General features: G+C 38.9%; 11 protein-coding genes. 6 read left to right on the forward strand and 5 right to left on the reverse strand.

Annotated elements, in window-relative coordinates; genetic code table 11:
* The first annotated feature begins 68 nt into the window (after positions 1–68).
* Both H6731_02800 and H6731_02805 read left to right on the forward strand, forming a co-directional pair.
* Entirely contained in the window at positions 69–803 is a 735-nt protein-coding gene (locus tag H6731_02800; GenBank protein ID USN51353.1) for a hypothetical protein, read from the forward strand.
* Positions 800–1,672, forward strand: coding sequence for a hypothetical protein (locus H6731_02805; protein USN51354.1), 873 nt, complete (start codon positions 800–802; stop codon positions 1,670–1,672). The genes H6731_02800 and H6731_02805 overlap by 4 nt, the downstream gene beginning before the upstream one ends.
* 4 nt (positions 1,673–1,676) lie before the next feature.
* On the opposite strand, the gene H6731_02810 is transcribed toward H6731_02805, so the two are convergent.
* The 5 genes from H6731_02810 to H6731_02830 all read right to left on the reverse strand — a co-directional run bounded on the left by H6731_02810 (position 1,677) and on the right by H6731_02830 (position 6,918).
* Positions 1,677–2,291: an inorganic pyrophosphatase gene (locus H6731_02810; protein ID USN51355.1), complete on the reverse strand. Its 615-nt coding sequence runs from the start codon at positions 2,289–2,291 to the stop codon at positions 1,677–1,679.
* A 159-nt stretch (positions 2,292–2,450) separates the two neighbouring features.
* Positions 2,451–3,434, reverse strand: coding sequence for a C40 family peptidase (locus tag H6731_02815; GenBank protein ID USN51356.1), 984 nt, complete (start codon positions 3,432–3,434; stop codon positions 2,451–2,453).
* A 35-nt stretch (positions 3,435–3,469) separates the two neighbouring features.
* On the reverse strand, positions 3,470–4,108 hold the full coding sequence (locus H6731_02820; GenBank protein ID USN51357.1) for a hemolysin III family protein: 639 nt from the start codon (positions 4,106–4,108) through the stop codon (positions 3,470–3,472).
* Between the two features lie 236 nt (positions 4,109–4,344).
* Complete coding sequence (locus H6731_02825) at positions 4,345–5,895, reverse strand: AAA family ATPase (GenBank protein ID USN51358.1); 1,551 nt, start codon at positions 5,893–5,895, stop codon at positions 4,345–4,347.
* A 222-nt stretch (positions 5,896–6,117) separates the two neighbouring features.
* Positions 6,118–6,918, reverse strand: coding sequence for a symmetrical bis(5'-nucleosyl)-tetraphosphatase (locus H6731_02830; GenBank protein USN51359.1), 801 nt, complete (start codon positions 6,916–6,918; stop codon positions 6,118–6,120).
* Positions 6,919–7,358: 440 nt separating this feature from the next.
* Between H6731_02830 and H6731_02835 the strand changes: the two genes are divergently transcribed.
* From H6731_02835 to H6731_02850, 4 genes are all read left to right on the forward strand, one after another.
* Positions 7,359–7,745, forward strand: a complete 387-nt coding sequence (locus H6731_02835) for a DUF393 domain-containing protein (protein USN51360.1) — start codon at positions 7,359–7,361, stop codon at positions 7,743–7,745.
* Between the two features lie 230 nt (positions 7,746–7,975).
* Positions 7,976–10,402: a DNA internalization-related competence protein ComEC/Rec2 gene (locus H6731_02840; protein USN51361.1), complete on the forward strand. Its 2,427-nt coding sequence runs from the start codon at positions 7,976–7,978 to the stop codon at positions 10,400–10,402.
* An 83-nt stretch (positions 10,403–10,485) separates the two neighbouring features.
* Positions 10,486–12,759, forward strand: a complete 2,274-nt coding sequence (locus H6731_02845; protein ID USN51362.1) for an aconitate hydratase — start codon at positions 10,486–10,488, stop codon at positions 12,757–12,759.
* A gap of 170 nt (positions 12,760–12,929) precedes the next feature.
* Positions 12,930–13,484: an alpha/beta hydrolase gene (locus tag H6731_02850; protein USN51363.1), complete on the forward strand. Its 555-nt coding sequence runs from the start codon at positions 12,930–12,932 to the stop codon at positions 13,482–13,484.
* Positions 13,485–13,555 lie beyond the last annotated feature (71 nt).

A 13,555-nucleotide genomic window follows, 5' to 3' on the forward strand; every position in this document is an offset into this window, starting at 1 on the left:
TCTTTAATATTTGCGTTGAACAGTGGTCGCAAAAAATCAAAAGGAAATAAATTTTGATGAGCGTGCGAATGAAAAAATATCTTCTTCCCCTGACTTTGCTTTTCCTCATGGCATGTGAACATCGTGAAAGCATTGTCGATGGACTAAGCCAAAATGATGCAAATGAAATTATTGTTTTGCTCAAGGACCACAATATTTCAGCTCAAAAAGTACGAGTTCCAGATAGAAAACAATCGAGCTTTCAAGTAACGGTAAAAAATAAACATCTCGATCAAGCTTTAAGAATTTTAGTAAATAATCAACTTCCTAAAAGTTACCGTGCAGGATTTAAGGAGGTCTACCCTCCAGGTTCGTCGGGATTTATTCCTACCAAAAGCGATGAAAATGCCCGATTTATCATGGCAAGCCAGGGAGAAATCGAAAGTCTTATCCGTATTCTTCCCGGAGTAGTTGATACCCGCGTGATGCTTTCTTTGGGGGCAGATCAATTTCCCAAAAGCGCCTCGGTCAGCATTGTTAACAAAACTCAGTCAGGCGCTACCCCTCCGAGCATCGATGATATTAAAAACCTTGTTGCCTCATCACTCGGTTCCATTTCATTAGAAAATATTCATGTTGTAGAAAAAGAAATTAGCGTGAAAAGTCCAGAAGCCGGTGTGGAGAAAAATTCTAGAAAAAATTCATCTCTGATTATTTGGGGGCTTATTTTCTTAACGATTCTTGCTTTGTTAATTGCCGGATACCTATTTTTTAGGCCCTACTTAAAATTGAAATTCTCATCAAATGTAAAAGAGCTGTCATGAAAGAAAGCAAGAAATTACTGCATCACTATGAACAAAGCTTGCTGCTCGTTGCCATGCTTTTTTCACGAAATAACCTCGATGATATTTTAAATCTCTTTCCTGAAGAGCAAATCTGGCGCATAGAGGGAGCTAAGGCGCGTTTTTTAAAACTCGAAAAAAATGAACGCATGACACAAATTATTCTTGAGCTTAGAAAATTGCTCCTTGTGCCGGAACACACCATTGCTTGGGTACACCCAAGCTGGATAAAAGATGAGCTTAAAAAAGAACCTCTCTACTTAAGAAGCTCTCTTGAGGCAAGTCTAAAAAATATAACGCTCGAGCAAAAAAGTATCATTTCACCAAAAATTCTACTGCAAAATTTTCTGCCTAATTTTATTAAGACAAAACCTAAAGCTGCACTCTTTGATCCTGCTCTCATGAGACTTCAGGCCCTCAATGAAAATAATTTTCTTCAGGTAATGAAAGCTGCAGGTTCTTATGGCATAGCTAACCTTGCCCAAGTTTTAAAAAAGCAGAGGTTTGAAAAATTCATATCCCAAAAAATTAAAACTGTTGACTTTCTCGATGCATCTAAACTCGAAAATCCTAACCCTTTTGAATATAAATCACTCCGAAGTGTCCTTATAAAAATAATATGTGTCACCCATAAATTAACACTTGAGAAAATTGGGCTTAGTATTGCAGCAGCTTATTTATCTTTTCATAAGAGCCGCTGGCATAGCGCAATCGAGTACGCGTTGCCCAAAACTGTTGGTCTTGAGCTTAGAGAAAAAATAACACTTTTTAGTAACAAAAAGCTTGAGCAAGAGCTCAAACCTCTGCTTGCCGCCATGCTTGTCAACGGCATGGATGATGCTTTTATTTAAAAAACTATTTTTCAAAAGTATCTTCGTAATCTTCCATAGCCGCTTCAATTACTTTAAAAGCATGATCCGCGTCATATACTTTCTCAATTGAAATGGTGTTGGGACGTCCTGGAATTAATTTATAAGTACTGAAATAATGACACAGACGCTCAATCAAAACTTTGGGCAGATCATTAATAGAGCTTGCCTCTCCCCATACATTATCATTAGCAAGCACGGCAATAATTTTATCGTCCGCTTCTTGATCATCGATCATCTGAATGCCGCCCACCACACGCGCATTTAATAGTACTTCATTACGAGCAATCATACGCTCGCTGATAACACAGATATCTAAAGGATCCCCATCGCCACGTAAAGATCGAGGAGACAACTTTTGCACCCTTGTTCCACAATAGGTACGCGGCACAAAACCGTAGAGTGATGGAGGGTGAGAGCTTGTACGTTGAGGACGATCTACACGTAAATATCCTGTTTCTTTGTCAATTTCATATTTGATTAGATCAAAGGGCGTTATCTCTACGTAAACATTGACATCTTGTGGTGGATTCTTCCCTGGCAGTAATCCATGCCAAGGATGTGGACGCCAATGGGCAAAGGATGATTTTTTTGAATTCATAAGCCTGCCTTCATAAAGTATTCTCATGCGCAGCTATTTTTGCTTTCAACTGCACTTTTCTAAGATTTAAAAATCTAAAACACAAACAATATATTTCAACAAGGTTTTTATTATTACTATTTAATAACACTTAAAAACTAATCAAAATGCACACAGCGCTTAAAAAAATTTAGCACATGAAACAGAGTAATCACCCGTTTTATCACTGTAAAACACTCTCCCCTTCCTGATAATTTCCCTATCACAAGCAAAGGCCTCTTCAAGTGAAACTTCCCTCACATCCATTGAGATGGGCGATGCCTCAATCACAGTATTTTCACCGGTCCACATTGCAACGTGCACCGCTTTTTCGTGCTTGTTCACACTAAAGAGAACATCTCCAGGCAAAAGATCATCGAATGAAATTTTTGTGCTCATTTGTCGCTGGTATCCAACCGGGCGAGCTAATTCTTTGGCACAGCTCATATAAGCGGTTTTAACCAATCCTGCACAATCATAGCCATGCCCTTCAAAAGCACAGCGACCTCCCCATTTGTAGGGCTGTCCAATCAATTTTCGCGCTTGGGCGACTATTTGGGCTCGCAGCCGCACCTCATCCATATTTTTAAGTTCATCTATCTTGCTCAAACTCTCTTTACTGACCCAATTACCATTATCACCATGGATCTGTACAAAATATTTTTCTCCAAGCTCTCCCAAAATCTTCACATGAGTCCCCATGGAGAGCTGCATATCTTTTTGCTCAGAGAGGTCAACTTTGAGCACAGGATCAATCACTATATGAGTAAAAGCAGAGTCTAGATGTTCTGAGAGTGAGCTTTGCTCCATAAGGCCACCAAAGCTGTACTCACCCTTAATTTTTTGAGAGCAAAATCCCCAATTTTTGCTCTTGAGACTCGGTTCATAACAAACTGACTCATTAAATAGGTACTCTTCACAAAGACAGAAATCACGATCCAAAAAACCCGGGGAAGGAATTTTCTTGAGGGCTGACTGCTTATAATGAGGGTAATTATTTCCATTAATAGGTCCCAAATAGCAACAAGCGACCCCTTTGTTTACGATCTTTTTTTCTTTGCCTGCAAGCAAGGAAAAAGAACTTATTAAACAAATAAAACAATAAATTATTTCTACATTTTTCATAAATTTAAATTCTCAAAAAACACAACATTTGGCTATCACATAGATCGCACAACAGCAATATAATGAGACAAGCTTCCTAAAATAACAAATACATGCCAAATGGCATGATGATAAGATATTTTTTTCATTAGATACGTAACACTTCCACCGGTATAAAAAAGCCCACCAATCAACAGCCATTGCATAGCTGCCGGCTCAAGCGCCTGAGCCAGAGGTTTATAGGCAACCACGATCAGCCATCCCATGGCCACATACAAAATAGTTGAGAGTAAACGAAAGCGCCCAGTAAAAAATAGTTTAAAAATCAAACCCATACCTGCCAATGTCCATATGACAGCCATCATGATCAGGGCAAAAGTTCCCTTCATATTGATCAGTAGGAATGGCGTATAGGTACCAGCGATCAACAAATAGATTCCGATATGGTCAAAAATTTTGAATATTTTTTTGGCAGTTAAAAAAGGAAGCGCATGGTACAGGGTTGATGCAGTATATAAAAATATAAGAGAAGATCCGTAGATTGTATAACTTATCAAGTGCAGTGCAGAATGTTTTTGTATCGCCAAGGTGAGGAGAACAGTCGTACCGACAACACTAAACAGGGCGCCAATCCCATGAATAATGCTGTTTGCGATTTCTTCTCCTCGGGAATATTGCTTCACGTTAATGTTCATAAAATTCTCTTTTTTATTTTTGGCGTCTTTTAGCATGTTCTAATTTTAATAAAAGCCTTAGATGTTTTGTGCTTGAGCTCTTAACACTGCTACAGTAAAAAAATTCGAGCAGAGCGACAAAAGTTAAATTTGGCACCACCGCATGCCAATCAAGAATAGATCATTTTTGATAGCCAAAGCAGCTCAAACGACCTTCTAAGTATCTCCAAAAACAGTTTCTGCAACTAAAGAACATTTTAACGTGTTTTGCTCAGCTCCAATATTCTACCTACATGAAATATCTGCTCTTGGCTGTTTTCATCGCACCATGCACGTAAAGCGGGAAATAATTTACCGCGATAGCTTTCTTTGCCCACTTTTAATGGTTTGATCACGCGCTTTAATTTGGTGTCATTGACTTTTAGATAGATCATCTCCACTGATACATTTTCGGCAATAGCCTCATTAAGCAATGCTATTTTTTCTTCATTTGAGCAGTGTTCAGCTGATTTTTGATACTGAAAGGAAGTCAAAAACTTGATGATACGAGAATCGGTATGAATATGATGCCGATGAATGGGAGTGCTTAAAACTATACCTTCAAATGAAGTGCATCGAGAAAGCCCTACGTAAATCTGCCCCGGAGCAAATGCTCCATTGCCCACATCCAAAATTACATTTTCAAAAGTTTTTCCTTGGCTTTTATGAATAGTTACCGCCCAAGCAAGTCGCACGGGAAATTGTGTAAAGGTGCCAACTGACTCAGATTTTATTTCATCGCCTTCAACCTTAAAACGCACCACTTCCCAGGTAAAGCGCGTCACATAGACCAGGCGATCATTATCTTTTAGTCGCACTCCCAGATTATCTTCGCCATCAATTGTTTTTATTGACTCAACGATACCCATGCTGCCATTGACATAGCGTCTACGAGCGTCATTGTTGAGCAACATCACCTGCGATCCCAACTTGATATCCAAATAAGGTGCTGAAGGATAATATTCCTTGCCAAAATCGCCGGTAATTTCAGCCTTAAAACAATGCATACGAGATGTGAGACTTTTGGTATGTCGATCGTTTATTTCATCTGCCTTTTTGTTGGTAGTGGTAAGATGTATAAAAAAATCATTGGTATTGGGCTTAAACTCAGGGTCAAAGCGACTATTAAGTTTTACAATATCTTCTCTTTCCATAGAATTATTGCGAATTCTGTTAAGCAAAGTGACAAATTCCTGATCTTTTTGCCGATAAACTTTTTCAAGCTCCAAAAGCTCAATAGAAATTGACTCAAAAACTCTGGCACTAAAAAAATATGGGCTTTTATAAAAAGTTTGAAACACCTGGCTTTCTTCTCTGCTGAGAACCGGCGGCAATTGGTAAAGATCACCAACAAAGACCATCTGCACACCGCCAAATGCCTGCTCTTTATCCGGTCCATACATACGCAAAAAAACATCAATACAATCCAAAAGATCGGCTCGAACCATTGAGATTTCATCGATAATAATCGTCTTTAAAGCCTTATAAATTTTACTGCTGCGCGGCTTAATCTTTTTTTCACGAATCTTCTCTGGTGTCACATCGACATAGAAATTAAAAAAACGGTGTATAGTCTGCCCTCTCACGTTAAGAGCAGCTACTCCAGTAGGAGCCAAAATTACTGGCTCAGTAGAGGATTGTTTACAAAAATATTCCAAAAGTGTCGATTTACCTGTGCCTGCCTTGCCGGTAATAAAAAGACTTTTGTGCTGATTCTTAAGCAAGCTCAACGCACGTTCAAACTGAGGATTCATTTCTATATCTGTCATGACAGGCCAACAATTTTTAATAATTTCTTAGATGAATAAATAAGATTTAAAATGACCAAGCGGAAGCCATCAACCTTCATTAAAATTGGAATTCTTCTTGCTTCACTACCTTCTCATACAAGAAATTCCAGTAAAAATTCTTAAAAAAATCCAAACTACGAATTTATTTTTAAGGCGACCTCTCTTAGCTCGACCTTGGCCGAAATTTGATGATTTGATTTTTCACATTTCTTTACACTTTACCTGAATTAGCTTTTTTTCTTCTAAATTCCATGCGGAGAGCTTTGCCCCCCAGACACAGCCTGAATCTAAACAATAATAATTTTTATATTTATAAAATCCTAAAGCGGCCCAGTGACCAAAAAAAATCTCATAATTTTCGGACTCCCGCAATTTAAACCATGGTGTCATGCTCCTAGGAGCATTTTTAAGGCTGCCGTTATATTCTAGGTTCAAATTTGATTTGGAAGTACACATACGCATGAGCGTAAGGTAGCTCAAGCTATAGCGCAAAAGTTTTTTTCTTGAATCGCAATGCTTGAGCTTAGCAGTTTTCTTTTGATAAAATTTAGCCAAGAATTTTTTGGCTTTTGGGCCTTGAATTTTTTGACCCAATAAGTGGGCATATCCAATGGCTTCTTCAACACTCACCGCCGGAGCAATTCCTGCGTGTACAAAAATATTCTGCCCGTCTTTAATTATAAAAGGCTGTTTTTGCAGCCATGCCATAAGCTGTGCCACATCAGGCGCACAGAATAAATCTGAAAGAGTGTGAGAGCTATTATTTTTTATTGCCTTTAAATAAAGTGCTAGAGCAAAAATTTCGTGATTGCCTAAAACCATTTCCATAGAAGAGCGATTCTCATAGACAAAACGTAGAGTTTCTAAAGAGTTAGGTCCTCTATTTATAAGATCTCCCAAAAAAATTGTGCGATCTTTTGATGGATCGAATTGAATTTTTTTCAACAAGCACTGCAAGGACCTTAAACAGCCCTGAACATCACCGATTACATATGTTGCCATCAGATTTTTCCACTTAAAGACAAATTGCTTGATCTAACTTACTGATTTTTACTGCCATTAGCATTCGTTATCGTTAGGTTGACCACGAAATCAATCAAGGTGGGGGCACACACATGTTACGCACAATTTTTTGGACCATGATGTTTTTCCTTGTGGCATCTATGATTGCCATCCAACCTGCCTGCCATGATTTTAGCGAAAAACCCTTGAGCCGCTCAGCGCTAAATTTACAAAAAAAATAAAATTTTCCGTTCATTAACCATGATTTGAACGCTCTATCACATTCGCAATTCCCTACTCAAGCAATAAAAAAATAGTAAAAACTATTTTTTTGGATTTACAGCGCTTAGCATAAATTTCTGTATACCTTTGCATAGAAATTATGCTCTGTGTACTTCTAGAGCGGAGCAGAAATATCACTTGTGATGAGAGGTGTTGCTATGAAAAAAATTCTCTTTTTTGATGGTGTGTGCGTTATGTGCAACGGACTTATTAATTTTGCTCTCAAACATGACCACAAACATATTTTTTATTTTGCTCCTCTCCAGGGAGAAACCGCTCAAGAAAAAATTCCTCAATACACCAAAGATCTTAAAAGTGTTGTTTTGCTGGATGAAAAGGGTATCCATACCGAATCAGACGCCATCATTGGTCTACTCATCGCTTTGGGCGGGATATTCTCTCTTGCTGGAGCGCTTAAAATTTTCCCAAAAATTATCAGAGATTCAGTGTATCGATGGATCGCAAGAAATCGCTACCGGTGGTTTGGTAAATACGAAAGTTGCCGCCTCCCAACTGCCAAAGAGCGAGCTCACTTACTCGATTAACCTCTCTTGATAGAAAAATAAACTTGCCCATAAGAAATTTTTTGCTGTTTTTTCAAATGATCCCGCTTTCATCGCGATATCTTCTCGAGAAAAAGTGCATGCAACACATCTTCTAGTTGAAACAATCTAAAAATAAAATATTTTTTAAAATCAGTACAATTTTTGCTTTACCTTCACTCATAAAAAAGTTTTACTCTTAGTTCATCAATTCAATTAAAACTGAGAATAAAATGCAAAAACGCCCATTGATATTTTTATGCTTAGCAACTTTCATTGGATCATTTTTAGGAATTCAATTTAATTTTTCACTTCTACATTTATTGATAGCTTTATTACTTTTATTCAGCTTTATTTGTTTTTTTAAAAATCATGGCAGAATTGTATCGCTACTGTTTTTTATTGTAGCAATCACTACCTTTAACGCTACTGCCCAAAAAAACACCTATAAACTTAAGGTACAAACACTGCTTAAAACAAAAGAATACAGTGGCAGCATTAGTGATATCCGCTCAATGTCGGGCACTCAAAAAAAATTATTAGTTCAATCAGGCAATACCACAATCGAACTCAAACTTTACGATGCTGCTTCTGCGCTTCCATTGCAGGCAGGACAATACATTAAATTTAATGGGCAACTTAAAAGTTTTGATCCACCTTTATCTGAAATACTTTTTGATTCTTACTCTTACGGACTCAGCCATAACATTCATGCGCGAGCTTCAATCAAAGATCCACACCATATTTTATGGCAACAGGGACCAAAAAATTTTATAAGCTCTATTCGAAATCGACTTCGTCATAGCATCAACGCTCACCTTGTCCCCCACCAATCATCTTTATTGTTGGCATTGATTTTAGGTGAGACTGATCTTTTTTCACCTGAGCAGAAAGAAATTTATCAAAAAATTGGCGCTCAGCACTTGCTTGCTGTGAGTGGCTTACAAGTAAGCATGCTAGCTGGAATTATTTTTTTCACACTCAGTCCTTTTTTCTCCCTAATTCTTCGCCCACAAAAATCCTTGATAGCTCTTAAACTAAGCGCCCTATTGAGCGTTTTTTTGCTGTGGTTTTTTGTTGCACTCTGTCACTTTCCGCCTTCAGCTATCAGAGCTGGCCTAATGGCAAGCATAGCGTTATTTCCGGCGCTCATTGGTTTCAAAGTTGATCTTTTGGATTCACTGCTGGCAAGTTGTTTCCTTTGCTTGCTTTTCGATCCTTTAAGTCTTAAGGATTTAGGATTTTTGCTCTCTTATGCAGCTACATTGGGGTTAATATGCACGCATCACTTTGGCAAAGATTGGATTCATTTTCTTAAATCTCGCTCATATATTCTCACGATTTTATTTGGATGGGCCATCAGTTCCATGGGAGCTTTTTTGGCTACCCTGCCGATCACGTGCTTATTTTTTGCAAGCTGGGCGCCATCTGGCGCCTTAGCCAATTTATTTTTAGTGCCCATAGCTTCCATTTTACAGATCCCAGCAATTATTTTTGGGCTTATCGGGGCCTTAACAGATTGGACCTGGCTTTTATCCTTGGCAGGATTTTGTGCAAACCTAATCGAGATTTTTACCGATTTTTTAAGTTCACAGATAGGTAACGTTTTTTTTCTTCCACATTTTTCTTTCGGGGCTTTGATATGCTGCACTATCGGTTCATTTATTTTATTTTTAAGCCTACTAAAAAAACATTCTCTATTAATCACGCTCAGCAGCAGCAGCATTATTCTTGCTTTCATCAGTCTGATTTTCTCAAAGGAACAAGGACTCAAAGTTACGATAATTCCAGTAGGGCAAGGTGATGCAAGCCTTATACAAACACCAAGTGGCAAAAATATTTTAGTAGATGCGGGGGGCAATCCATTTAGTAACTACGATCCAGGAAAAAATATTGTTGTGCCAACGCTGAAACATCTCGGTGTAAAAAAACTTGATGCTTTAGTAATCACCCATCCAGATCCGGATCATATTTTGGGAGCATTTGCTGTACTGGATAGTTTTGAAATCAAAGAAATATGGCACAGCGGATACAAACCAGGACATCACCTTCATGAGCGCCTCACTAAAAAAGCTTTCGAAAAATCTGTTCCCATTAAAACTACAGAGCAAATTTTAGGCACCCATAATTTTGGTCATAGCACATTGCGTGTACTTGCCCCTTTTACCAATTCACAAGATCCTTACTTTAAAGACTTAAAGGCCAACGACAACAGTCTTGTTTTATTAATAGAATATGGGGGGAAAAATTTATTATTGCCTGGAGATATCGAGAAAAAAGGCGAACAGCTTTTATTGAGTCAATATAAAGATCTTCACGCAGATATTGTGAAAGCCCCGCATCATGGCTCGCGCACTTCTTCTACAAAGGCTTTCGTAAAAAAAATGAATCCTCAATATGTCATCTATTCAACCGGAAAAAATAACCGATTTTCCTTTCCTCATCAGGAAGTTGTAGAACGTTACCAACAACAAGGTGCAATTAGTTTTGATACGGCTATCGATGGGCAAATTAAAATTTTAATCAGCAATAATCAGATCGACATTGCCGGTTTTACATCTCCATGTAAAAAGAAAGCTGGAAAAATCTTGCATGAAGAGTTTGTCGAAAAAAATTGGTTTTCAAGTCACATCTCACACCAAGTGTGCGCCAAAACTTAAGCTATTGCGCGTACTATTTTGGGCACAAGATTGGCCAGTAAAAATCAATCATCATCGACACTCCACTTAAAAAGGACAGCTCTATGAAAGATCAGCTAAGCATCGTCTCGAGGCTCTACTCTAAATTCAAAGAAAAACATGAGCAGGCTCGAGCACATTTCGGACGCCCTCTCACGCTTACTCAAAAAATTCTTTCTTCTCATATGAAGCGTATTGAAAATGAAGAAGGCGCAACCATTGTGCCAGGGAATTCTTACGCTCACCTCTATCCTGACCGTGTAGCCATGCAGGATGCAACTGCACAAATGGCGCTCTTACAATTTACTTCAGCCAAAAAAAATCACGTTGCAGTACCGAGCACAGTACATTGCGATCACTTGATAGAAGCTCACTATGGTGCCAACCGCGATCTTGAACAAGCTTCAATAAGCAATAAAGAGGTCTATGATTTTTTGCGAACAGCGAGCGCAAAGTATGGCATTGGTTTTTTTAAACCAGGCTCAGGCATCATTCACCAAGTTGTGTTAGAAAATTTTGCTTTTCCCGGTGGCATGTTGATCGGTACCGATTCGCATACTCCCAACGCTGGTGGTCTTGGAATGATCGCTATTGGTGTTGGAGGAGCTGATGCGGTTGACGTTATGGTGGGAGGTCCCCTGCAGCTCAAATGGCCAAAAGTGATCGGAGTGCATCTTAAGGGCAAACTCAAAGATTGGACTTCCCCAAAAGATATCATCCTTAAGCTGATGGGAATACTCAGCGTAAAAGGCGGCACCGGACATATCGTCGAATTTTTTGGTGAAGGTGCCCAGCATATTTCTGCAACAGGAAAAGGCACTATCACCAACATGGGAGCAGAACATGGAGCAACCTGCTCGATCTTTCCCTACGATCATTCCATGTCAGAATATTTAGCAGCGACAGGGCGAGCACAAATTGCTCAGCTTGCCGATCAATATGCAGAATTTTTACGAGCTGATCCTGAGGTATATCAACAACCAGAGCACTATTACGATCGTGTGATCGAAATTGATCTCAATACTTTAAGCCCTCACATCGTGGGCCCCCATTCTCCTGATCTGTGCCGCCCCCTCAGCGCATTAAAAGATGAAATCAAAGAAAAAAATTATGTAAACGAACTGAGCGCAGCCTTGATCGGTTCATGCACCAACAGTTCTTACGAGGACATTGGCAGAGCGGCATCAATTGCTACTGAAGCCAACAAACTTGGCCTAAAAGCTAAAATTCCCTTTTACATCACTCCTGGATCGGAAACAGTTTATCAAACAGTGAGCAAAGCTGGATTTTTAGAACCACTGCAGCAAATTGGAGGCACTGTGCTTGCCAATGCGTGCGGTCCTTGTATTGGACAATGGGCGCGTGACGATATCAAAAAAGGTGAAATCAATTCCATTGTAAGTTCATACAATCGAAATTTTCCTGGCCGTAACGATGGCAACCGAGAAACCCTATCCTTTTTAAGCAGCCCTGAAGTGGTCGTAGCTATGGCTCTATCGGGAAAATTAGAATTTGATCCCGAAAAAGATACGCTCACAACTCCGGATCAAAAAAGTGTTCGTCTTTCTATTCCTCATAGTCCTGCTCTTCCCAAAGAAGGATTTGATCTGCAAAGTTCAGGTTTCATCAAACCCCCACATGATGGGAGTCAAATAGAAATTGCTATTGATAAAAACTCAGAGCGTTTAGCGCTACTGACTCCTTTTGTACCATGGGATGGTAAAGATTTTATTGATATGCCGGTATTACTTAAAGCTAAAGGAAAATGCACGACTGATCATATTTCTCAAGCCGGCCCTTGGCTTAAGTATCGAGGCCACTTAGATAAAATCTCCAATAATACCTATATCGGAGCTATCAACGCATTTACTTCTACTCCAGGTACTGGGCTCAACGTAGTAGAAAAAAGTTCTCAAGAAATTATCCTTCCCGATCTGGCCAGAGAGTACAAAGCCAAAAACATTGGGTGGACTGTAATCGGAGATGAAAATTTCGGAGAAGGATCGAGCCGGGAGCATGCAGCTATGCAGCCTCGCCATTTAGGATGTAAAGCAATCATTGCTCGGAGTTTTGCTCGTATTCATGAAACAAATCTAAAAAAACAAGGCATTTTGCCTCTCACTTTCAACGATAAAAATGATTATGAAAAAATCAAGGCAGATGATCGCATCAGCATTGTATCTCTTGCTGAGCTTTCAGTAGGAAACAACGTAAAGGTTAAAATCCAACACAGCGATGGTAGTATCGAAGAGATCTTAACCAATCATACTATGTCACCTGCACAGATAGAGTGGTTTAAAGCAGGCTCTGCGCTCAATCATCTTGCAAAAAATTGTTAGATGAAAACTGCGTGACTTAATTCTAAGAGTGTGGTGCTTTATCAAAAAGCACCATGCATTTTTTTGAGAAAATTAGTTATTTGAAGCTACAAAATAAAAAAACTTCTGAATAAGTTTCCGATAATAACCTTCAATTCCAAGAAATCTAGCAATATAAAAAAAGGAAAAAAATGGGTTTATTAAAAGCTTTATTAATTCCAGGAAACGGCGGTGGCGGGCCCAAAGATAACTGGTTTCCATTCTTGGCCAAAGAGCTTCCCCGGTTCGGTATCGATGTAATAGCAGAGGAATTTCCTGACAATATCTTAGCACGTGCGCGATTTTGGCTTCCCCATATAAAGGCTTTGGGCGCAGATGAAAATACCATCTTGATTGGCCATTCATCTGGGGCAATTGCCGCCATGCGCTACGCCGAAAATAATAAAATTTTAGGCTCAGCATTGGTTGGTGCATATCATACTCATCTCAATATGGATGCAGAAATTCAAAGCGGATATTTTGATCAGGAATGGAATTTTGAGGCCATTAAAGAAAACCAGCAATGGATCGGAATCTTTGCAGGAAAGGATGATCCTTGGATTCCTGTACAGGAGGCGAGATTTCTCAATGACCGCCTTGATGCCTTTTATTTTGAATTCCCCAATGCTGGCCATTTTGGCAGTGACTACGATAAAAAAAGTTTCGAAGAGCTTCTTTGTTTCATCAAAGTTCGAACACAAAAATAATTATTTTTCAAAAATGAAAAAGAGATAAAATTATATTTCGATATTCAATAATAAGATGTCACTTTTTTGTA

Source organism: Myxococcales bacterium (genome assembly GCA_023898405.1).
Lineage (GTDB): Bacteria > Myxococcota > UBA727 > UBA727 > JABDBI01.